The following is a 21410-nucleotide window of genomic DNA, read 5'->3' as shown; positions in this document are numbered from 1 at the left end:
GCCGGAATGGATATGTACTCGGTCTGATCCAGCGTTCCGGCCAGCCCTGAGGCCGCCATCGGGAGCAAGCCCCCTCCCACATTTAGCTCAATAGTGAGTCAGATAATTCGTGATTTAGCAGTTCAAAGCAGCGCTGCGCCGCCGGGCTCAATGCCATCGCGCTGCGTGTGATCAAGCCGATCTCCCGGTTCACGCCGGGATGATCGATGTCGATTCGCTTCAATCCCTCCAGGCTGTCCGCCGCCGATTCCGGCAGCACGCTGATCCCCAACCCCTGGCGCACCAGCGCCAATACCGTCGACATGTAGTTGGCCTCCATGCCCGCATTCAGCGTCAGCCGTGTCTGGTCGAACAGTGCGTCGACCTGTTCGCGCACGCTGCTGTCACGTCCGGTAAGGATAATTGGCTGGTCGGCCAGTTGCGCCAGGGTCAGTGACCGATAGCGCGTCAGCGCATGATCCAGCGGCACAAACGCGCACAAGCGATCATTGAGCACCGGCTGAAATTGCAGGCCATGGCTCAGGCGCGCCCGTACGCCGATGCCGAAATCCACCTCGCCGTTGCGGACCTGGGCATGAATGCGATGGGCCACCAGGTCATGCAGGCGCACCTCGATCCCGGCAAAGCGCTGGCGAAACAGGCGCAAGGCCGGGGGCAGGGCGCCGGCGCAAACTGACGGCAGGGCGGCGATGGTCACCACGCCGCGACGCAAGGCTGCGAGGTCGCGTGAGCCGGTGACGATGTTGTCCAGGTCCAGCAGCAGTTTTTCCATGGGCCCGCGCGCATCCTGGCCGGCAGCGGTGATGCTCACATGGCGCGGGCTGCGGTCGAGCAGGGCGACGCCGAGCCAGTCTTCCAATTGCTGTACTTGCACGGTCAGGGCCGAAGGCGACAGGTGCAGCTCGTGGGCCGCCTTGGTGAAACTACCGGTGCGGGCCACCGCGAGGAAGGCCTGGATGTGCTGGATCGAGTTCTTCATTTTGTTTTTCCGAACGTGCTAGGCCGAATATTCCAATTTACAAAGACTAACCCGCTTCCAATACTCCGGGAAAACAATAACCGGCCCAAAACGGCCACCCTGGAGTTATCCATGCTCGCAACCCTGGGCGTCATCACCATTCTCAGCCTGCTTGTCGCTGTCATGAGCAAGCGTCTCTCGCCACTGGTGGCCCTGATCGCCTTGCCGATCATCGCCGCGCTGGTCGGTGGGTTCGGCCTGCAAACCAGTGCCTTTATCATCACCGGTATCAAGAACGTCGCCCCTGTGGTCGGCATGTTTGTGTTTGCGATCCTGTTTTTCGGGATCATGACCGATGCCGGGATGCTCGACCCCATCATTGATCGCATCCTGCGCACGGTAGGGACGCGTCCTACACGAATTGTGGTCGGCACCGCGACGCTGGCGTTGCTGGTGCACCTGGACGGCTCCGGCGCGGTGACCTTTCTGGTGACGGTGCCGGCGATGCTGCCGTTGTATACGCGGCTGGGTATCGACAAGCGCATTCTCGCCTGCGTCTGCGCGATGGCGGCTGGGGTCAACTTCCTGCCCTGGACCGGCCCGGTACTGCGCTCGTCGGCGGCGCTGCATGTGCCGGTGGCCGATCTGTTCCAGCCGTTGATCCCGGTGCAGATCGTCGGGCTGATCTTCGTCTTCGCGTGCGCCTGGTGGTTGGGCCATCGTGAAGAAAAGCGCCTCGGCCTGGGCGCCGGTTCCGGCGTGGAGGCGGTGCCGCAACGGGTGCTCAGCGACGACGACATCAAGCTGCGCCGCCCACGGTTGTTCTGGGTCAACCTGATCCTGACCGTGCTGGTGATGGTGGTGATGATTGCCGGTTGGGTCGACCCGGTGGTGATGTTCATGCTCGGCACTGTGGTTGCGCTGTGCATCAACTACCCCAACGTGGACGCCCAGCGTGCGCGCATCGACGCCCATGCAAAAACCGCCCTGACCATGGCCAGTATCCTGCTCGCCGCCGGGGTGTTCACCGGCATCATGCAAGGCTCCGGCATGCTCAAGGCTATCGCCGAAGTGGCGGTGGCGCAGATTCCGGCGGGCCACGGCAAGTTGATCCCGGCGGTCGTGGGGTTTGTGTCGATGCCCCTGAGCATGTTGTTTGACCCCGATTCCTACTACTTCGGCGTGATGCCGGTGATCGCCGAAGTCGGCAAGGCGCTGGGCGTCGACCCCCTGCAAGTGGCCCAAGCCTCGTTGCTGGGCGTGCACACCACCGGTTTTCCGGTCAGCCCGCTGACGCCCGCGACCTTCCTGTTGGTGGGCCTGTGCAAGATCGAGTTGGCCGATCACCAGCGATTCACGATTCCTTTTCTGTTTGCCGCCTCGGTGTTGATGACCCTGACGGCGTTGCTCCTGGGAGTGATTTGAGATGAACACCTTGCGCATTGGCTCCGGCGCCGGCTATTCCGGTGACCGTATCGAACCTGCCGTGGAACTGGCCGAACATGGCGACCTGGATTACCTGGTCTTCGAATGCCTGGCCGAACGCACCATTGCCCTGGCACAACAGGCGCGCATCGGCGACCCGCAGGGCGGTTATGACCCGTTGCTGAGTGAACGCATGCGCCGAGTATTGCCCTGCGTGGGCCAGCCCGGCGGTCGCCGTCGCTTACGGGTGATCACCAACATGGGCGCGGCCAACCCGGTGACGGCGGCCATTGAAGTGCGGCGCATTGCTGCCGAGCTGGGCCTGGGTCTGAAGGTTGTCGCGGTGGTGGGGGATGATGTGCTGCACGCTTTGCATGCCGAGCAGGTGCTGGATAACGGCCAGTCTGTTGGCTCCCTTGGCGAGCGGTTGATCTCCGCGAATGCCTACCTGGGTGTGGACGGCATTCTTGAGGCGCTGCGCGCCGACGCCGATGTCGTCATCACCGGACGCGTGGCCGACCCTTCGCTGTTCCTGGCGCCGCAGATGTTCGAGTTCGGCTGGGCCTTCGATGATTGGCAACGATTGGGCCGGGGCACGTTGGTGGGGCATTTGCTGGAGTGCGCGGGGCAGGTCAGTGGCGGTTACTTCGCTGATCCCGGTTTCAAGGATGTGGAGAATCTGGCGCGCCTGGGCTTTCCCCAGGCCGAGATCGACGCCGACGGCAATGCGGTGATCACCAAGGTGGCAGGCTCCGGTGGGCGGGTCAGTCGCGCGACCTGCGCTGAACAACTGATCTATGAAGTTCACGACCCAGCAGCCTATTTGACCCCGGATGTGACGGCCGACTTTTCCCGGGTGGGGTTTGTCGAGGAGGGCGTGGACCGGGTGCGCGCTGAGGGGGCGAGCGGGCGTGCTCGGCCTGATCAACTGAAGGTCAGCGTCGGTTATCTGGACGGTTGGATCGGTGAAGGGCAGATGTCCTACGGCGGTCCCGGTGCTGTCGCACGGGCGGAGTTGGCGCGGGACGTGGTGCTCAAGCGCCTGGCGTTGATCGGCGTAAACATGCAGGACCTGCGCGCCGAGTTGATCGGCATGGATTCATTGCACGGCCCGCGCAGCAGGGTCGAGCCTTGGGAAGTGCGCCTGCGGGTTGCCGCCCGTTGTGACGAGCGCAGCGACGCCGTGCGGGTTGGCAATGAAGTGGAGACCCTCTACACCAACGGCCCGGCCGGCGGCGGTGGGGCGAGCAAGAGCGTGCGTCAGGTGGTGGCGGTGGCATCGTTGCTGTTGCCCCGTGAAGCGGTCAAACCGAGGATTGAAGAATGAAACTGCACAGACTGGCTCATTCCCGCACAGGGGATAAGGGCGACACGTCAAACATCTCGATCATTGCCTATCGCGCGCAAGACTACCCATTGCTGTGCGAACAGCTGACGGCCGAGCGCGTCACGGAGTTTTTCAAGGATCTGCTCGAACCGCTTGCGGCCCCGGTTCGGCGTTATGAATTGCCGAATGTGCAGGCGCTGAACTTCGTGTTACCGGGCATCCTGCGTGGCGGCGTGACCCGCTCACTGGCGCTGGATGCCCACGGCAAGTGCCTGGGCTCGGCACTGCTGGATCTGGACCTGACAACACTGACTTAAGAACACCGCACCGCAAATGTGGGAGCTGGCAAGCCAGCTCCCACATTGACCGCAGCGTGCTTCAGACCGCAGCGAAGCGCTTGTCCAGGTAGTCGATGATAACCTTGGAGTCGTACATCCAGGTGGTCTGGCCGTTCTCTTCGATGCGCAGGCACGGCACCTTGATCTTGCCGCCTTGTTCCAGCAGGGTCTGGCGGTCCTGCTCGTTGTTCTTTGCGTCCTTCAGGGCTACCGGCACGTTCAGGCGATGCAGGGTGCGGCGGGTCTTCACGCAAAACGGGCAGGCGTGGAATTGGTACAGCGTCAGCGCCTTGGCCGCGTCGTTCACCCGCGCCTGTTGTTCGGCGGGGCGCTGCTTTTTGCGTGGGCGGGTCAGAAAATCGCCCGCGATGATGATCTGGCCGAGGCCCACTCGAAGTGCTTTGACGAACATGGCTGTTACCTCTTGCCCATAACTGAGGGGGCGCAGCTTACCTGATTTCTGCAGGCGAAAAAAAACCGGCGATGAACGCCGGTTCTTTCCTACCCAGCCCGTTACTTGATCAGGCTGAGAAATTCGCTGCGAGTGGCCGCGTTATCGCGGAACTCACCGAGCATCACCGAGGTGATCATCGACGAATTCTGTTTTTCCACACCGCGCATCATCATGCACATGTGCTTGGCTTCGATTACCACGGCCACGCCCAGGGCGCCGGTCACTTGCAGCACCGCATCAGCGATCTGGCGGCTGAGGTTTTCCTGGATCTGCAGGCGGCGCGCATACATGTCGACGATTCGTGCAACCTTCGACAGGCCCAGCACTTTGCCGCTTGGAATGTAGGCCACATGGGCCTTGCCGATAAACGGCAGCAGATGGTGTTCGCACAACGAGTACAGCTCGATGTCCTTGACCAGCACCATTTCGCTGTTATCGGAGCTGAACAAGGCACCGTTGGTGACTTCTTCGAGCGTCTGTTCATAACCGCGGCAAAGGTACTGCATCGCCTTGGCGGCACGCTTTGGCGTGTCGAGCAGACCCTCGCGGGAGACGTCCTCGCCGAGTTGGCCGAGAATCTCTGTGTAATTCTGTTCCAGGGACATGAAACTACCTGTGGGATTTTCGCAAAGCGCAAGGTTACGGTGGCGGGCACATCGCTGCAAGCCTGACGATGGCACTTTACTCGTCGCGGCCTTCGAGCATGGTGCGCTTGAGCATCACATACACCGCACCGGCACCGCCGTGGCGGGCCTGGCAGGAAGTAAAGCCGAGCACCTGGGCATGTTGACGCAGCCAAGTGTTGACGTGGCTCTTGATCATTGGCCGCTTGCCATCCAGCCGCACAGCCTTGCCGTGGGTGACGCGCACGCAGCGGATTTCGAATTTAGTCGCTTCGGCGAGGAAGGCCCACAGGGTTTCCCGGGCCTTTTCCACGTTCATGCCGTGCAGGTCGAGGCTGCCTTCGAACGGGACCTGGCCGGCCTTGAGCTTGCGCATCTGGCTTTCTTGCACACCATCTCGGGCCCACATCAGCTCGTCTTCGGGGCCGACGTCAATCACGAACTGATCCGACAGGCCATCCACGGTAGTGGCGTCGCTGCGCACGGTCGCGGCCTGGCGCAGCTTGGCGATCTGTGCCCGGTCGGTCTTGGGTTTGCCGGTGTCGGCGCGGTCGTGCTTGATCGGCTTGACGCCGCGCAGCTCGTTTTTGAACAGGGAAAAATCGTCGTCTTGCATGTCAGCCTCCGCGAAGGGCGGGCAGTTTACCTAAATCGCGGCGGCCAGGGCGCAGCAAACGCTATCCAAGCGCCATCAGTCGTGCTTTTTCATCAGGTGCGAGGCGATATTCAACGACAAGGGCTGACGCATCCGCCGACGGCTGCGGCGCCATAACCATACGCCCAACCACAGCACCAGCAGGCCGATCCCCAACAGGATCGCCGAGCCGCCCGGGCTGGCATTCAACTCGCCCAGTGCCGGCGAATGCCCAAACAGGCCGGCGCCACCAGCGCCTGCCAACAACAAGCCTATGATCGCCAGCAACGCGGCAATGCCCGCCACCAGGCGCAGACGCCAGTTGCTCGGACCCTTGGGGCGCAAGCGACGAGCATCAAAACCATCGGATATCTTCATTCCGACCTTTCCTCCAGGGTATCGGCCCTTCGACCGGACAATACACAGGTTGTTCCGGAGGGAGGGGTAAATGCGCCAAATGAAAGGGCTTTGCGGATGAGCGGAGCAATAAACACGCCGCTCAACGCCAGAATGATCAGATCAGATCTTTAGTCAGTGCGAGGGTGGCGAAGTTGTCGGCCATGATCGCCATTTCGGTGTGCTGCACATGTTCGGCGCTCAGGATGCCGCCCTTGTAGGGCAGGTCGCGAGTGGCGCAGGCGTCTTCCACCAGGGTGCAGCGAAAGCCCAGGTTCTTGGCCGCACGCACGGTGGTGCTGACGCTGGAGTGGCTCATGAAGCCGCAGACGATCAGGTCCAGGGAGCCAAGGTCCTGCAAGTGTTTTTCCAGGCCGGTGCCGTGGAAGGCGCTCGGCAGCAGCTTGCCGATGATGGTTTCGTCACCCTCTGGCTCAAGCCCCGGGATGAATTCGCCGCGCTCGCCCTGTGGATCAAACAGACCGCCTACGGTACCCAAGTGGCGTACATGCACAATCGGGCGCCCGGCATTGCGCGCGGCGCTGACCAGTTGTTTGATATTAGCGACAGCTGCGTCCATGCCCGAGAGGGCGAGCGGGCCGCTGAGGTATTCCTTCTGGGCGTCGATGATCACGAGGGTCGCATGACTGAGGTTGGCTGCTGCGTAACCGCGACCGCTGAGTTGAAACATCGTCTTTGGAACGGACATTCTGGGGCTCCTGTGAGTGGGGCTTTTGCGACATTGTCCACTGGCTGAGCGCTTCTGTGAATCGCTACTATCGTAAGGTACGCCGTTGCTGGCGTGCAGCCATGTCAAGAGGTGGGCTTGTTTAACACAATGCGGGGCAATTGGATGAAATCCGACGTACGGCGCCAGTGTTTTCGTACATCGTCGGTACAGGTGAAGGCTGTTAGAATTGCCAGTCGTTTTTTCCAGGAGCTTGCCCCGTGATCACTTCCCGCCTGCGCACTTTGCGCGACCATATCCGTTGGGCTGTCAGCCGTTTCCATGGGGAAGACCTGTTTTTTGGCCATGGCACCGACAATGCCTGGGACGAAGCTCGGCAATTGGTGCTCGGCGCCTTGCACCTGCCGTGGGAAATTGCCGACAGCTACCTGGATTGCAACCTCGAAGAAGAAGAAATCTCCCATGTGCAGCGTTTACTGCATCGCCGTATTCACGAGCGTGTGCCCACCGCGTACCTGTTGAAAGAGGCGTGGTTCTGCGGCATGTCGTTTATTGTCGATGAGCGCGTGTTGATCCCGCGTTCACCGATTGGCGAACTGATCGAAAACCGCTTCGAACCCTGGTTGGCGCAGCCGCCGGCGCGCATCCTCGACCTGTGTACCGGCTCCGGTTGCATCGGCATTGCCTGTGCGTACGAGTTCCAGGAGGCCGAAGTGGTACTGGGTGACCTGTCCTTCGAAGCCCTTGAAGTGGCAAACCAGAATATCGAGCGCCATGGCGTCGATGAGCGGGTCTATACCGTGCAGGGCGATGGTTTTGACGGCTTGCCCGGCCAGCGATTCGACCTGATCGTGTCAAACCCACCGTATGTGGATGCCGAAGATTTTGCCGACATGCCGGATGAATACCAGCACGAGCCGGAACTGGGCCTGGCCTGTGGTGACGACGGCCTGAACCTGGTACGCCGGATGCTGGCCGAAGCGGCGGACCATCTGACCGAGAAGGGTTTGCTGATTGTCGAAGTGGGTAACAGCCAGGTGCATGTTGACGCGCTGTATCCGGAAGTCGACTTTGCCTGGCTGGACTTCCAGCGGGGTGGGCATGGGGTGTTCATGCTGACGGCTGAGCAGTGTCGCCAACACCAGGGCGTTTTCGCTGCCCGGATATAACTGCAGAAACTCGGTCAATGTGGGAGCTGGCTCCCACATTTTGATTGCATTTCAATCTATCAGCGGTGAGTGGCAATCCAGATCAACAACCCTGCCTGAAACACCGTAAACGCCACCAGGCACGTGATGGTAAAGCGTAGCCCGCTGTCCTCGCGCTTGAACTTGATGACTTTTTCCTCTTCCTTGCGCAGCTTCACTTCCTGTTCCGCCAGGTTCTGATCGGCCTGTTGCAGCATCTGCGCGGCTTCGAGGATCTCCACGAACTGCACCTTCTCGGTGTTCCAACTGTCCAGCACGTCGCCAACCTTGCCCGGCTGCACATTGCCTTTGAGGTGCTGCACGTCGGCATAGGCCACATCAAATCCCTGGATACGCAAAAAGTGATCACGACGCAGGCGCGTGGCTTCGTTGAGGGCGTCCTTGTTGGCCAGGTCCACGCCGTCGACGCGGTAGTGGGACCACTTCTTCTTCGTCCAGGCGGCGGCCTGAGCGACCAGGAAACGGCCGATCCCCCGGTTGGCCGGTTCGATTTCCAGGCTGTTGCCTGGGCCGAAATGCACGCGATGTTTATCGTGGTCCACCCAGATATCCAGGTGGTTCTGCTCGCGGCGTACCCGCTGGCCGGGCAGTTGAATAACCATGCGCAACAGGCTGTGGTGCTTTTCGTGGCGCTCGGCATAGCCGAACTGCACAAAGCGCAACGGCCGTGCGCCAGTGGCACGGTCGGTGGTCAGCGGAGCCAGGCGCAGCATCTTGAAGTGTTCGGCGTGGACGTCCGCCCACGGCAGGGCCGCCGCCTCAACGGCCGCGGTTGCAGTCGAGGTGTCGGCGGTAGATTCGGGTGTTGCTTCGGTGGTTGTCATGCGGCGCGATCCTGTCCAAGCCCAGCAAGCCGACAGTCTTTTTACTGTCGACTCTGGACTTATCGGCCGGTTTGCCCAGGACTGGAGGCAAATTGTCGCTTAACGGGGTTGAAGTCCGTCGATAAACGCGACGATACGCTGGCCCAGTTCCGCAGCCAGGGGCAGTTTCGGGTCATTGTAGGACGCCAGTTGCTGCTTCACGTTGTTGGGCACGATGCGCATCACGTGGTTCATGCCTTCGATAACCGTCAACTGCGCGTCGGGCTTGGCGTGTTTCAACTGCTGGGCATCCGCTACGCCGACCTGAATATCGTTGGTGCCCTGGATGATCAACGCCGGCATGTTCAGCCTGGCGAAGGCGGCCGATGGGTCGGCGCGGAACAGGCTGATCAGATAAGGCTGCACGCTTGGTCGGAAGATGCCTTCGAGTGGGCGCGGCACGTCGGCATCCACTTGGCCGGCCTTGAGGTGGTCGAGGATTTCATTGCTGCGCAACAACAGGGCAGGGGGCAAGTGATCGGCCAGTTGCTGGCGAATCACCTGGTCTACCGGGCGGGCGCTGCCCGATAGGGAAATCACCCCGGCCGGCGCCAGTTGTGGCGCGGCGAGGGCGGCTACCAGCGCGCCTTCGCTATGGCCCAGCACTATCAACCGGCCCATGCGCTTGTCGGCCTTGAGCAGCTTGCCCCAGGCCACCGCATCGGACACATAGGCGTCCAGGGTGAGGTTGCGCTCATCCGGCGTGGCGGCCAGGCTGGCGGCGACCCCGCGCTTGTCGTAGCGCACGCTGGCGATGTTATGCCGGGCAAGCACCCATGCCAGGCGCTTGAGGCTGTCATTGCGGGCGCCGTCGGCGCTGTTGCCATTGCGGTCGGTAGGGCCGGAGCCGGCGATGATCAGCACCACCGGCACCGGTTTGTCGGACTGCGGCAACAATAATGAGCCAAACAGTTGGCCGCTGCCGGTGTCCAGGCTGATAGGGCGTTGCAGTACCACAGGGGAGGCGGCCTGGACCGCGGCGGTAAACAGGGTAAGGGTGAACAGCAGAACTCGCAGCATCATCGCGCCATCATCAGTGAGGTGCCGGTTGGACCAATGTCTACCGGTAAGGTTTCGAGGATGAACTAGTCGGTTAGCCTGCGTATACTGGCCGCCTTAAGTTATTACGGTTGACTTGATTCAACTGATTTCACGGAGCGCCCTGCATGTCCGGCAATACCTTCGGCAAGCTGTTCACTGTCACCACCGCGGGCGAAAGCCATGGCCCGGCGTTGGTCGCCATTGTCGACGGCTGCCCACCAGGCCTTGAGCTGTCCCTGGACGACCTGCAGCGTGACCTCGACCGCCGCAAGCCCGGCACCAGCCGCCACACCACCCAGCGCCAGGAGCCGGACGAAGTCGAAATCCTTTCCGGGGTGTTCGAGGGCCGCACCACCGGCTGCGCCATTGGCTTGTTGATTCGCAACACCGACCAGAAGTCCAAGGACTACTCGGCAATCAAGGATGTGTTCCGTCCGTCCCATGCCGACTACACCTACCACCATAAATACGGCGAGCGCGACTACCGCGGCGGGGGCCGCAGCTCGGCGCGTGAAACCGCCATGCGCGTGGCCGCCGGTGCCATCGCCAAGAAATACCTGGCCACCCAGGGCATCGTCATCCGTGGCTACATGAGCCAGTTGGGTCCGATTGAGATCCCGTTCAAGAGCTGGGACAGCGTGCAAGACAACGCCTTCTTCTGTCCCGACCCGGACAAGGTGCCGGAGCTGGAGGCCTATATGGACCAGTTGCGCCGCGACCAGGACTCCGTCGGTGCCAAGATCACCGTGGTGGCCGAAGGCGTCAAGCCGGGCCTGGGCGAGCCGATCTTCGACCGCCTCGACGCCGAACTGGCCCACGCGCTGATGAGCATCAACGCGGTCAAAGGCGTGGAAATCGGCGCAGGCTTCGCCTGTGTTGCCCAGCGCGGAACCGAACATCGTGATGAGCTGACGCCTGAAGGTTTCCTCAGCAACAATGCGGGTGGCATCCTTGGCGGTATTTCCTCCGGCCAACCGATTGTTGCGCACCTGGCGCTCAAGGCGACCTCAAGCATTACCACACCGGGCCGTTCGATCGATGTACACGGCAACCCGGTGGACGTGATCACCAAGGGCCGTCATGACCCGTGCGTCGGCATCCGCGCCACACCGATTGCCGAAGCCATGATGGCCATCGTGTTGATGGACCACCTGCTGCGCAACCGTGGGCAAAATGCCGATGTGCGCGTGACCACACCGGTACTGGGCCAACTGTGATCGCCGCCGGCAAGCGAGCTTGCCAGGGTGAGTGCGCTTGTTGTGGCGAGCGAGCTTGCTCGCGCCGGGCTGCGAAGCAGCCCCAATAAAATGACCCCACCGCTCCCATACTGGCGCCTTTCCAGCTTTTACCTGTTCTACTTCGCCCTGCTCGGGGCGACGGCGCCGTTCCTGGCGTTGTACTTCGATCACCTGGGCTTTTCCAGCGCGCGTATCGGCGAACTGGTGGCCATCCCCATGCTGATGCGCTGCGTGGCGCCTAACCTGTGGGGCTGGATCGGCGACTTCACCGGCCGGCGCCTGGCCATTGTGCGATTTGGCGCGGCCTGTACCCTGGCCAGTTTCTGCCTGATCTTCGTCAGCAAGACCTACGCCTGGCTGGCGATGGTCATGGCCCTGCACGCATTCTTCTGGCACGCGGTGCTGCCGCAGTTTGAGGTCATCACCCTGGCCCATCTGCACAAGCAAACCTCGCGCTACAGCCAGATCCGTCTGTGGGGCTCCATCGGCTTTATCCTCACTGTAGTGATCATGGGGCGGCTGTTCGACTGGCTGAGCCTGGATATCTACCCGGTCGTGGTGGTAGTGATCATGGCCGGCATCATCGGCGCCAGCCTGTGGGTGCCCAATGCCCAGCCTGCCAGCCATGGCAATCGCTTGGCCGGTGACGGTTTCCTCAAGCAATTGCGCAGCCCCGGGGTGCTGGCGTTCTATGCCTGCGTGGCATTGATGCAAATGAGCCATGGCCCGTATTACACCTTCCTCACCCTGCACCTGGAACACTTGGGCTACAGCCGTGGCGTGATCGGGATGTTGTGGGCCCTGGGGGTGGTGGCGGAGGTCCTGATGTTCCTGGCCATGAGCCGTATCCTGGCGCGTTTTTCGGTGCGCCGGGTGCTGCTGGCCAGCTTTGTGCTGGCGGCGCTGCGCTGGTTGCTGCTGGGCTCCTTTGCCGAATTTTTCTGGGTGTTGCTGTTGGCGCAGCTCCTGCACGCAGCCACATTCGGCAGTTTTCACGCGGCGGCGATTGCCTTTGTGCAGCGCAGCTTCGGCGACCGTCAGCAAGGCCAGGGCCAAGCCCTGTACGCTGCCTTGGCCGGTACTGGCGGTGCCCTCGGCGCCCTGTATTCCGGTTATAGCTGGAACCTGCTGGGCCCGACCCTGACGTTCAGTATCGCCAGCGTCGCTGCGCTGGCCGCCGCCATTATCATTGGCCTTCGATTGCAAGAGCCGAATCAAGGAACCGTGCAATGAGTTACGTAGCCGTTTACCACATCGCCACCGCGGACACACCCAACAAGGTGCTGACCCATTTCGACGACATCCGGTCGACCCTGGCCGAACACCGCATAGGCTTTGAACGTTGGCAGCCCAGCGTTATCGAGAAAGGCGCCAGTGACGCGCAAATGATCGCGGCGTACCGTCCACAGATCGATGCGCTCGGCTATGCCACGGCGAAGGTGATCAGCGTGACGGGCGACCCTCCCCAGATGCATGAATTGCGTGACCCGTTCCTGGTAGAGCGCACCTATCGTGAAGATAACGCGTATTTCTTCATCGCCGGCCAGGGCCTGTTCATGCTGCATGTGGGTGATTATGTATACGGCGTGCGCGCCGAGAAAAATGACCTGTTGGTTATCCCGGCGGGTATGTCGCACTGGCTCGACATCGGCGAGAACCCGCACTTGGTGGCGCTGCGTTTGTTCAACACCGCCCAGGGCGAGGTGCCGATGTTCAGCGCAGATAACATTGCCGCGCGTTTTCCAGGGCTGGACGACTAAGCATAAATATCTAAATGTTCAACCCGGGCAAGTTGGAACTTGTTGTGGGAAAACGCCTGAATATTCGTAGGGCGAAGCTGTTTGTTCTGTGTTGTACGCTTTCACTCCGCTGGTTATGTAACTCTCTGTGCGGCGCCAATGTTTATGTCATCTGTCAATAGGAGGAGTCCGAAAGGCGGTGCCGCATCAGCAGATATAAGGAGAGAGCGATGAGCAGCCCAGAGCAGACGTGTGCCCCGATCGATAGCGTGCCGACGGCTATCAGAAAACGCCTGAACTTGTCCGGCAAGCCCCTGACCCCGACGGAGCTGGAAATCCTGCGGTGGGCTTCCGAGGGCAAGACCATCTGGGAGATCAGCCAGATTCGCGGCACCTCCGAAGCGGCGGTGAAGTTTCATCTGCGCAATATCTACGGCAAGCTGGACGTGACCAACCGGGTACAGGCGAAAAACGAAGCCACTCGCCAAGGCTTGTGCTGAAGGCAAAAAAAGGGCCGCGACGCTCAACGGCGTCGCGGCCCTTTTCATGTCTGTCGCTTATGCCGAATGGTAGGTCGGCAGCGCAAAGCGGTTCTGGCTTTGCAGCATGGAAATCTGCGGCAGCTCGCTGGCTTGTTCGGCCAGGTCACGGCGAATGGCGCTGATCACCCAGGTCAATTGATCGGCGGTGTGCAATTGCTGGTACGAGATCGAGCGCTTGACCTGTTTGCCTTCGCTGTTGCGCAGGGTCAACAGGATCCCACCGTCAGGACGTGGCTGGGTGGTGACGTCGTAGTTGGAGAATACCGAAGCGAATTTATCTTGGATCAGGCTCATGTCTATCAGCTCCATTGGCTCAAGTTGGCAAGCATGGAGTGATAGGTGCAGTGATTGTGCCAGTATTGGTTAAAGAAAAAAGTCTTTAAAAATCAGATACTTATAAAATAATCGAATTTTCATTTTCGTGCAATTTGCATGAAAGGCCATCGTGCATCCTGCATTTTGCGTTATTTAGTCGGCGCCTTTGCGAAGGTGTCGGGCTTGCCTTACAGCTATTGACCGCCTTTTTTGCCGGAAAATTCCGTTGCCTGCGGCGACTGCCCTTTGGGATACAAAACTTTTCAAATCCCGCGTGTACAGCCCAAGAAGGGCTGACGTATTTTCCTGTAACGCATTGGCGAGTGCTTACGAGCTCGTCAGGTATCTGGACTCGACCAAAAATAAGAAAAAGGAAGTCCCGCCATGAGCCATCGGCAAAACGACATGATTACCTGGGGCATGATGCTGCGAAAGGTGCCTGCCATCGTTCGGGCGCTCCCGCGTGTGGTACGCGGCATGCGCGCGGCCAATGTCACCGACCCCAGGCAACCCTGCGGCCTGGGCTGGCATTTCGAGCAAGCGACCTTGCGCAATCCTGACGGTGCCGCGTTGCTTTACGCTGACCAGGTGATCAGCTATCGCGACGCCAATCAGCAGGCCAATCGCATCGCCCATCACCTGCATGAACAGGGCATTCGCAAAGGCGACGTGGTAGCGCTGTTAATTGAAAATCGCCCCGAGTTGCTGCTCAACGTGTTGGCCGTGGCCAAGCTGGGCGGCGTCTGCGCCATGCTCAATACGTCGCAAACCCAGGGGACGCTGGTGCACAGTCTGACGCTGGTCGACCCGGTTGCCATTGTGGTGGGGGCAGAGTTGCTGAGCGCCTACGCAGCGGTGCGCGATCAGGTGCAGATCCCGGCCGAGCGCACCTGGTTTGTGGCGGATCAACCCGATGGCGCAGTTCCTGAGGGCTACATCGACCTGATGGCGGCCAGTGCCGGGCACCCGGTGGAGAACCTTGCGATCTGCGCGCAGATTTCCTACAACGATCCCTGCTTCTATATCTACACCTCCGGCACCACCGGCTTGCCCAAGGCCGGCATCATGAAGCATGGGCGCTGGACCAAAACCGCTGTGAGCTTCGGCAGGATCGCCCTGGACATGGCACCGCACGACGTTCTCTATTGCACCTTGCCGCTGTACCACGGCACCGGTTTGTGCGTGTGCTGGGGCTCGGCCATTATCGGCGCGTCCGGCTTCGCCATTCGGCGCAAGTTCAGCGCCAGCCAGTTCTGGGAGGATGCGCGCAAGTTCAACGCAACCACCCTCGGCTATGTCGGTGAGTTATGCCGCTATTTGCTCGACCAGCCCTCCAGCGAACAGGATCGCGATAACCGCGTGACCAAGATGGTCGGCAATGGCCTGCGCCCCGGTGTATGGGCGCAGTTCAAACAGCGCTATGAGGTGGAGCATATTTGCGAACTGTATGCGGCCAGTGACGGCAATATCGGTTTTACCAACGTGCTGAATTTTGACAACACCATCGGCTTTTGCCTGCAGCATTGGGCGTTGGTGGATTACGCTCCGGACACAGGGGAACCGTTGCGCGGCAGTGATGGGTTCATGCACAAGGTCTCAACGGGCGGGCAGGGCTTGTTGCTGGCGAAGATCGATGAAAAGTCACCGTTCGATGGCTACACCGACCCGCAAAAAAATCGCAAAGTGGTGATCAGCGACGTGTTCGAGAAGGGCGACCGGTATTTCAATACTGGCGATCTGGTACGCAGCATCGGCTTCGGTCATGCGCAATTTGTCGATCGCCTGGGGGACACCTACCGATGGAAGGGTGAAAACGTCTCGACCACCGAAGTGGAAAACGTGCTGCTGCAACACCCGCAAATCGCCGAAGTGGTGGCTTATGGTGTCGAGATCGCGAACACCAATGGCCGTGCTGGCATGGTCGCCATCACCCCGAGCGAGTCTCTGGCCGCCCTGGACATGCGCGAACTGCTGCAATTTGCCCACGGCCAGTTGCCGCACTATGCGGTGCCGCTGTTCCTGCGGATCAAGGTAAAAATGGAAACCACCGGCACCTTCAAGTACCAGAAAATGAAACTCAAAGAGGAAGCATTCGACCCCGCCAAGGCCGGCAATGACCCGGTGTACGCCTGGCTGCCAGGTTCGCAGAGCTACGTGCCGGTTACCGGGCAATTATTGGCGCAGATCCAGGGCGGGCACTTTCGTTATTGATTCTGGCTATGGCGGCTTTTGACAAAAAAGCCATGACAGGGGGGAACTCCATCGCGACACTGGGCGCCTTATTCAGTTACACAAGCCGCCTCAGCAAGGAGCCCCCATGTCAGACCAGCCTAAACAAATGACCGAAGACGAAGCCGCCGAATTTGCCGAGCAGGTCTTCGACGTGGCCCGCCGCGGCGATGCTGCCATGCTCGCTGCGTTGTTGGCCAAGGGCTTGCCGGCCAACTTTCGCAATCACAATGGCGACACCTTGTTGATGCTCGCGGCCTACCACGGCCACGCGGAGGCGGTAAAAGTACTGCTGGAATTCAAGGCCGACCCCTTGATCGCCAATGACAAGAACCAGTTGCCGATTGCTGGCGCGGCGTTCAAAGGCAACCTGCCTGTGGTTAGGGCCCTGATCGAAGGCGGTACGCCGGTTGAGGCGGCCTCATCGGACGGGCGTACGGCGTTGATGATGGCGGCGATGTTCAACCGCGTTGAAATGGTCGAATACCTGCTCGGTCAAGGCGCCAATCCCAAGGCTACCGACGCTCAAGGTGCCACGGCACTGGCTGCGGCACAGACCATGGGCGCGGTGGATACGGCGGCGCAGTTGCAGAAACTCGTGTAGGCTACGCGCCCTCGAAAAGCCGCCCGCTACAGGATCGCCCATGAAAACCGCCCTCGTCGAACTCATCAGCAAAATCAGCGCCGGCGTCATGGCTGAGGACGAGGTGGCACGTATTGCCGACGAAGCGGCGCAAGCCTACGCAGACCCGGCCGCTTTCCTGGCGGCTAACCCGGATATCAACTACGACGACAGCTTCCCGATACCGCTGGGGGAGTGGGTGGTGGTCGGCAGCCTGCCCGACACGGTGTTGTTTCAGGCTGATACCTACGGCGACCTGTTCGCGCAGATCGTCGCCTCGTTTGGTCCGGGCGTGGCGTTCAATCTCAAGCCCAAGCAATTGACCAAGACTGAAGACCTGACCGCGTTGAACCGCATCCAGATTCAGATGAGCGCCTTGAGCCCGGAAGACGGCGGTTATGTGCTGATGAACTTCAGTCAGTTGCTCGATGATGAGATCCAGGCCGTATTGGTGTTCGGCAACGACCTGCCGCGCGTGCTGCAACTGTGCGCTGAAGTCGGCATCAAGGCTGAGCCGTCGCTTGAGGCATTGAAGATCGCCGTGCACGTCTGAAATTAAAACGGAACCCCCGCCAAGGCTGACTATCCTACAAGTGCATGCCCTCACTTAGGAGCGACACCATGGGTTCCACTTTCAACGGCCTGATTGGCCTGATCATCCTCGCGCTGGATATCTGGGCGATCATCAACGTGTTCAAAAGCGGCGCAAGTACGGGCGCCAAAGTGCTGTGGATCCTGTTGATCCTGCTGTTGCCGGTACTGGGTCTGATTATCTGGGCTATCGCCGGGCCACGCGGTAACGTGCGGATCTGAGCGCCTCACTCCTCCTGGAGTCGGCGCAGTCAATGTGGGAGGGGCGGTGCGACGATTCGACTTGCTCCCGATAGCGGTGGATCAGTGACAAATAAGCTCACTGACACACCGCTATCGGGAGCAAGCCCCCTCCCACATTTTTTCGAAAAATTTATGTATCGAAATATTCGCTGTACAGAATTTTCACATTCCATCCAAGACAATTCGCCGGCTTTATTCGCCTGCCAAGGCTCTATCCCTGGGGCCTTTAAAGACACGACAAGGTTGCACGTTCAGTAATTAATAGCCTTGCCGGCCTTGATCGGGCACCATTTGTGCCACCGCGTAAACCGCTTACCCCAGCCAGCCTGGGCGAGGGCGGACGCCACTGCATTATTTCGCAACTTAAACTTCCAATGGGTCCTAAAACGACATGGCAAACCCGGACGCCCTGAATCAGCAGCGAGCTTCAAATCGCCTGCTGCAACCGACCGTCAAATCCCATCTGGCGTACACGCTGCTCTGCGCACTGGTCATGATGGTGATGTTCTCCCTGCTGCGCCTGGCGTTGCTGGTCTACAACCGCGAGATGATCCTGGACACGCCGGCCTCGACGTTCCTGGAAGCGTTTGCCAATGGCCTGCGCCTGGATATCCGCTTGGTGATGTACCTGCTGATCCCGTTGCTGCTGGCGTTGTTCAGTGTACGGGCCATGGCGGCACGAGGTTTCTTCCGTTTGTGGCTGACCGTCGTGTCCAGCATCGCCTTGTTCCTGGGGCTGATGGAAATGGACTTCTACCGTGAATTCCACCAGCGCCTCAACGGCCTGGTCTTCCAGTATGTGAAGGAAGACCCGAAAACCGTGATGAGCATGCTCTGGTACGGTTTCCCGGTGGTGCGCTACCTGCTGGCCTGGGCCGTGGGCACGCTGATCCTGAGCATGGCCTTCAAGGGCGCCGACCGTGCAACGCGCCCGCGTGGCCCGTTCAGCGGCGGTACGATCAGCACGCGCCAGGTGGCTCCGTGGTACAGCCGCATCGCTGTATTCGTGGTTTGCCTGCTGGTCGCCGTGGTCGCCATTCGCGGCACCCTGCGTCAGGGCCCGCCATTGCGTTGGGGGGATGTCTACACCACCGATTCGAACTTCGCCAACCAGTTGGGCCTCAATGGCACCCTGTCGCTGATCGCGGCGGCCAAGGCGCGGTTCGGTGAAGACCGTGCCAACATCTGGAAAGCCACCCTCGAACAACCGCTGGCCACCCAGACCGTGCGCGACATGCTGGTGTTGCCGAGCGAAAAACTGGTGGATACCGACACCGCTGCCGTGCGCCGTGATTTCACGCCGCCGGCCGAGAAAACCCTGCCGATCAAGAACGTCGTAGTGATCCTGATGGAAAGCTTCGCCGGTCACTCGGTAGGCGCGTTGGGGCGTCCGGGCAATATCACGCCGTACTTCGACAAGCTGACCAAGGAAGGCTTGCTGTTCGACCGCTTCTTCTCCAACGGTACCCACACCCACCAGGGTATGTTCGCCACCATGGCCTGCTTCCCGAACCTGCCGGGCTTCGAATACCTGATGCAGACCCCGGAAGGCAGCCACAAGTTGTCGGGCCTGCCGCAGTTGCTCAGTGCGCGTGATTTCGACGATGTGTATGTCTACAACGGCGATTTCGCCTGGGACAACCAGTCGGGCTTCTTCAGCAACCAGGGCATGACCAACTTCATCGGCCGTAATGACTTTGTCGACCCGGTGTTCTCCGACCCGACATGGGGCGTGTCCGACCAGGACATGTTCAACCGTGGCCTGGAGGAACTCAAAGCCCGTGAAGGCGGCAAGCCGTTCTACGCATTGCTGCAAACCTTGTCCAACCACACCCCGTACGCGTTGCCGACGCCATTGCCGGTTGAAAAAGTCACCGACCGTGGCAGCCTCAACGAGCATTTGACGGCCATGCGCTACTCTGACTGGGCTCTGGGCCAGTTCTTTGAAAAGGCCCGCAAGGAGCCGTACTTCAAGGAAACGCTGTTCGTGATTGTGGGCGACCACGGTTTCGGCAACGAGCAACAGATCACCGAAATGGACCTGGGCCGCTTCAACGTGCCGATGCTGATGATCGCACCGGGCATGCAGGAAAAGTTCGGCGTACGTGACCACACCGTGGGCACCCAGATCGACATCGTGCCGACCATCATGGGCCGCCTGGGTGGCGACACGTTGCACCAGTGCTGGGGGCGGGATCTGTTGAACCTGCCGGAAGGCGACAAGGGCTTCGGCGTGATCAAGCCATCGGGCAGCGACCAGACCGTGGCCTTGCTTACCGCTGACCGCGTACTGGTATTGCCCAAGGAAATGCCACCCAAGTTGTGGGAATACACCCTGGGCGCCGAACCGACTGGCAAGGTGATCCCTGAGTCGCCGGACGAAGCTGCGCTCAAGCAGAAACTTGAGTCGTTCCTGCAAACCGCTACCAAGAGCCTGCTGGATAACACCGCAGGTGTTGTAGATGGTAAGCCGGACTAACTGACCGGCAATAAAAAAGAGGCCTCGATCGAGGCCTCTTTTTTTGTCCCGGCTTTTATATCTTGCCGAGCAACAACAGCACCAGCAGGACGACCAGCACCACACCCAGGATACCCGACGGTCCATAACCCCAGTTACGCGAGTGCGGGAACACTGGCAGGCCGCCGACCAACAGAAGGATCAGGATAATGATTAGAATGAGGCTCATGGTTTTATTCCTTATAGGTTCTGTGCAAAAACCGGTTGTTTGACCGTTATCTCGTCCATGTGCATCGGGACGTCTTAACCATTCCGACTCATGCACTTCGCAGAAAATTCATTGTTTTTCTAAAACATTTTGATTAGTTGCTTATTTCTTTTAACCCGTGCGCAACTTGAACTAATCAGTTGAAAAAAATTGAACTTGGGCTATATGCGTGCCTGCGACCCGGCCCACGGTTTGCCTGGGGCATTCATCAATCTGATGGTGCGTGGGTGCGGGAAAAACCTTCGCTACACTGCCGGTCACTTCTTCGGTAAACCACAAGGCTACTTCCTATGCAAAACCGCATGATGATCACTGGCGCCGGGTCCGGTCTGGGTCGTGAAATCGCTCTGCGCTGGGCCCGTGAGGGCTGGCAGTTGGCGTTGTCGGATGTCAGTGAGCCCGGTTTGCAGGAGACCCTCAAACTTGTGCGCGAGGCGGGGGGTGAAGGGTTTATCCAGCGCTGCGACGTGCGCGACTACAGCCAGCTCACCGCGTTTGCCCAGGCGTGCGAGGTCAAGCTCGGCGGCATTGATGTGATCGTCAACAACGCAGGCGTGGCCTCGGGTGGGTTCTTCGCCGAACTGTCCCTGGAGGATTGGGACTGGCAGATCGCAATCAATCTGATGGGCGTGGTCAAGGGCTGCAAGGCGTTCCTGCCGCTGTTGGAGAAGAGCAAGGGCCGGATCATCAACATCGCGTCGATGGCTGCATTGATGCAGGGGCCGGCCATGAGCAACTACAACGTGGCCAAGGCCGGCGTAGTGGCGTTGTCGGAAAGCCTGCTGGTCGAGCTCAAGCAGCAGGAAGTGGGCGTGCACGTGGTGTGCCCATCGTTTTTCCAGACCAACCTGCTCGACTCCTTCCGTGGGCCGACCCCGGCCATGAAGGCGCAGGTGGGCAAGTTGCTTGAAAGTTCACCTATTTCGGCGACCGATATCGCCGATTACATCTACCAGCGCGTGGCCGCGGGCGAATTCATGATCCTGCCCCATGAGCAAGGGCGCATGGCCTGGGCCCTGAAGCAGAAAAACCCGCAGTTGCTGTATGACGAAATGACGCTGATGGCCGACAAGATGCGCGCGAAGGCGCAGGTCGTTAAGGGCTGATTTGGATGAAGTCTGTCAGGCAAATTACCTACCTGTGTAGGTAATGCCTGATTTTCCAGCAAGCCATTGCCGGTCCATTTCCAAGGGCGCATGGTCCAGGTCCT

The 21410-nt window shown here is 60.1% G+C and carries 24 protein-coding genes; 14 read left to right on the top strand and 10 right to left on the bottom strand.

Annotated features, from left to right (window positions below; all coding sequences use genetic code 11):
- Positions 1 to 82 precede the first annotated feature (82 nt).
- Complete coding sequence (locus FW800_RS26145) at positions 83 to 979, bottom strand: LysR family transcriptional regulator (RefSeq protein WP_446438792.1); 897 nt, start codon at positions 977 to 979, stop codon at positions 83 to 85.
- Positions 980 to 1090: 111 nt separating this feature from the next.
- On the opposite strand from FW800_RS26145, the gene FW800_RS26140 reads away from it, so the two are divergent.
- The 3 genes from FW800_RS26140 to FW800_RS26130 are packed head-to-tail and all read left to right on the top strand — an operon-like array spanning position 1091 to position 4027.
- Positions 1091 to 2383: a CitMHS family transporter gene (locus tag FW800_RS26140; protein WP_446438791.1), complete on the top strand. Its 1293-nt coding sequence runs from the start codon at positions 1091 to 1093 to the stop codon at positions 2381 to 2383.
- Position 2384: 1 nt separating this feature from the next.
- Positions 2385 to 3710 carry an acyclic terpene utilization AtuA family protein gene (locus FW800_RS26135; protein WP_446438790.1) on the top strand — a complete coding sequence of 442 codons (1326 nt, stop codon included), beginning with the start codon at positions 2385 to 2387 and terminating at the stop codon, positions 3708 to 3710.
- On the top strand, positions 3707 to 4027 hold the full coding sequence (locus tag FW800_RS26130; RefSeq protein ID WP_078821936.1) for an AtuA-related protein: 321 nt from the start codon (positions 3707 to 3709) through the stop codon (positions 4025 to 4027). The genes FW800_RS26135 and FW800_RS26130 overlap by 4 nt, the downstream gene beginning before the upstream one ends.
- A 61-nt stretch (positions 4028 to 4088) precedes the next feature.
- Here FW800_RS26130 and FW800_RS26125 read toward each other — a convergent pair whose 3' ends face one another.
- The 5 genes from FW800_RS26125 to FW800_RS26105 form a co-directional block, all read right to left on the bottom strand.
- Entirely contained in the window at positions 4089 to 4460 is a 372-nt protein-coding gene (locus tag FW800_RS26125) for a glutathione S-transferase N-terminal domain-containing protein (protein ID WP_078821935.1), read from the bottom strand.
- A 101-nt stretch (positions 4461 to 4561) separates the two neighbouring features.
- Positions 4562 to 5107, bottom strand: a complete 546-nt coding sequence (gene folE, locus FW800_RS26120; protein ID WP_005789928.1) for a GTP cyclohydrolase I FolE — start codon at positions 5105 to 5107, stop codon at positions 4562 to 4564.
- Between the two features lie 76 nt (positions 5108 to 5183).
- Positions 5184 to 5741: a Smr/MutS family protein gene (locus tag FW800_RS26115; protein WP_005789925.1), complete on the bottom strand. Its 558-nt coding sequence runs from the start codon at positions 5739 to 5741 to the stop codon at positions 5184 to 5186.
- Between the two features lie 75 nt (positions 5742 to 5816).
- Positions 5817 to 6137, bottom strand: coding sequence for a hypothetical protein (locus FW800_RS26110; RefSeq protein WP_005789923.1), 321 nt, complete (start codon positions 6135 to 6137; stop codon positions 5817 to 5819).
- Between the two features lie 136 nt (positions 6138 to 6273).
- Positions 6274 to 6864 (bottom strand): cysteine hydrolase family protein, encoded by a 591-nt coding sequence (locus FW800_RS26105; RefSeq protein WP_032880134.1) that lies wholly within the window; start codon positions 6862 to 6864, stop codon positions 6274 to 6276.
- 239 nt (positions 6865 to 7103) lie between these two features.
- Here FW800_RS26105 and prmB point away from each other — a divergent pair, with 239 nt between their 5' ends.
- Entirely contained in the window at positions 7104 to 8012 is a 909-nt protein-coding gene (prmB, locus tag FW800_RS26100) for a 50S ribosomal protein L3 N(5)-glutamine methyltransferase (protein ID WP_446438789.1), read from the top strand.
- 59 nt (positions 8013 to 8071) lie between these two features.
- Here the strand turns inward: prmB and FW800_RS26095 are convergent, their stop codons facing one another.
- On the bottom strand, positions 8072 to 8875 hold the full coding sequence (locus FW800_RS26095; protein ID WP_446438788.1) for a hypothetical protein: 804 nt from the start codon (positions 8873 to 8875) through the stop codon (positions 8072 to 8074).
- Between the two features lie 99 nt (positions 8876 to 8974).
- Positions 8975 to 9937 carry an alpha/beta hydrolase gene (locus tag FW800_RS26090; protein ID WP_446438787.1) on the bottom strand — a complete coding sequence of 321 codons (963 nt, stop codon included), beginning with the start codon at positions 9935 to 9937 and terminating at the stop codon, positions 8975 to 8977.
- 143 nt (positions 9938 to 10080) lie between these two features.
- Here FW800_RS26090 and aroC point away from each other — a divergent pair, with 143 nt between their 5' ends.
- The 4 genes from aroC to FW800_RS26070 all read left to right on the top strand — a co-directional run bounded on the left by aroC (position 10081) and on the right by FW800_RS26070 (position 13432).
- Positions 10081 to 11172: a chorismate synthase gene (gene aroC / locus FW800_RS26085; RefSeq protein WP_103733714.1), complete on the top strand. Its 1092-nt coding sequence runs from the start codon at positions 10081 to 10083 to the stop codon at positions 11170 to 11172.
- A 90-nt stretch (positions 11173 to 11262) separates the two neighbouring features.
- Positions 11263 to 12426 carry an MFS transporter gene (locus tag FW800_RS26080; protein ID WP_032880141.1) on the top strand — a complete coding sequence of 388 codons (1164 nt, stop codon included), beginning with the start codon at positions 11263 to 11265 and terminating at the stop codon, positions 12424 to 12426.
- A complete protein-coding gene (locus tag FW800_RS26075) occupies positions 12423 to 12953 on the top strand; it encodes a 1,2-dihydroxy-3-keto-5-methylthiopentene dioxygenase (RefSeq protein WP_446438786.1) in 531 nt (176 codons plus the stop codon). The genes FW800_RS26080 and FW800_RS26075 overlap by 4 nt, the downstream gene beginning before the upstream one ends.
- A 209-nt stretch (positions 12954 to 13162) precedes the next feature.
- Complete coding sequence (locus FW800_RS26070) at positions 13163 to 13432, top strand: response regulator transcription factor (RefSeq protein WP_032880144.1); 270 nt, start codon at positions 13163 to 13165, stop codon at positions 13430 to 13432.
- 57 nt (positions 13433 to 13489) lie between these two features.
- Here the strand turns inward: FW800_RS26070 and FW800_RS26065 are convergent, their stop codons facing one another.
- Positions 13490 to 13768 carry a DUF3509 domain-containing protein gene (locus FW800_RS26065; protein WP_003172952.1) on the bottom strand — a complete coding sequence of 93 codons (279 nt, stop codon included), beginning with the start codon at positions 13766 to 13768 and terminating at the stop codon, positions 13490 to 13492.
- A gap of 405 nt (positions 13769 to 14173) precedes the next feature.
- On the opposite strand from FW800_RS26065, the gene FW800_RS26060 reads away from it, so the two are divergent.
- The 5 genes from FW800_RS26060 (at position 14174) to FW800_RS26040 (ending at position 19953) form a co-directional block, all read left to right on the top strand.
- Positions 14174 to 16000, top strand: a complete 1827-nt coding sequence (locus FW800_RS26060; protein WP_446438785.1) for a long-chain-acyl-CoA synthetase — start codon at positions 14174 to 14176, stop codon at positions 15998 to 16000.
- Between the two features lie 106 nt (positions 16001 to 16106).
- On the top strand, positions 16107 to 16622 hold the full coding sequence (locus FW800_RS26055) for an ankyrin repeat domain-containing protein (protein ID WP_248128945.1): 516 nt from the start codon (positions 16107 to 16109) through the stop codon (positions 16620 to 16622).
- 40 nt (positions 16623 to 16662) lie between these two features.
- Positions 16663 to 17193, top strand: coding sequence for a hypothetical protein (locus FW800_RS26050; RefSeq protein ID WP_005789905.1), 531 nt, complete (start codon positions 16663 to 16665; stop codon positions 17191 to 17193).
- Positions 17194 to 17261: 68 nt separating this feature from the next.
- Positions 17262 to 17453 (top strand): PLDc N-terminal domain-containing protein, encoded by a 192-nt coding sequence (locus FW800_RS26045; protein WP_003172956.1) that lies wholly within the window; start codon positions 17262 to 17264, stop codon positions 17451 to 17453.
- A gap of 412 nt (positions 17454 to 17865) precedes the next feature.
- A complete protein-coding gene (locus tag FW800_RS26040; protein ID WP_005789904.1) occupies positions 17866 to 19953 on the top strand; it encodes an LTA synthase family protein in 2088 nt (695 codons plus the stop codon).
- 55 nt (positions 19954 to 20008) lie between these two features.
- Here the strand turns inward: FW800_RS26040 and FW800_RS26035 are convergent, their stop codons facing one another.
- On the bottom strand, positions 20009 to 20161 hold the full coding sequence (locus FW800_RS26035; RefSeq protein WP_003192767.1) for a DUF3309 family protein: 153 nt from the start codon (positions 20159 to 20161) through the stop codon (positions 20009 to 20011).
- 329 nt (positions 20162 to 20490) lie between these two features.
- Here FW800_RS26035 and FW800_RS26030 point away from each other — a divergent pair, with 329 nt between their 5' ends.
- Positions 20491 to 21306 (top strand): SDR family oxidoreductase, encoded by an 816-nt coding sequence (locus tag FW800_RS26030; protein ID WP_223018166.1) that lies wholly within the window; start codon positions 20491 to 20493, stop codon positions 21304 to 21306.
- Positions 21307 to 21410 lie beyond the last annotated feature (104 nt).

This window comes from Pseudomonas sp. 910_23 (genome assembly GCF_052850795.1).
The sequence above is the reverse complement of the archived record's forward strand: the minus strand, read 5'-3'. Positions and strand labels throughout refer to the sequence as shown.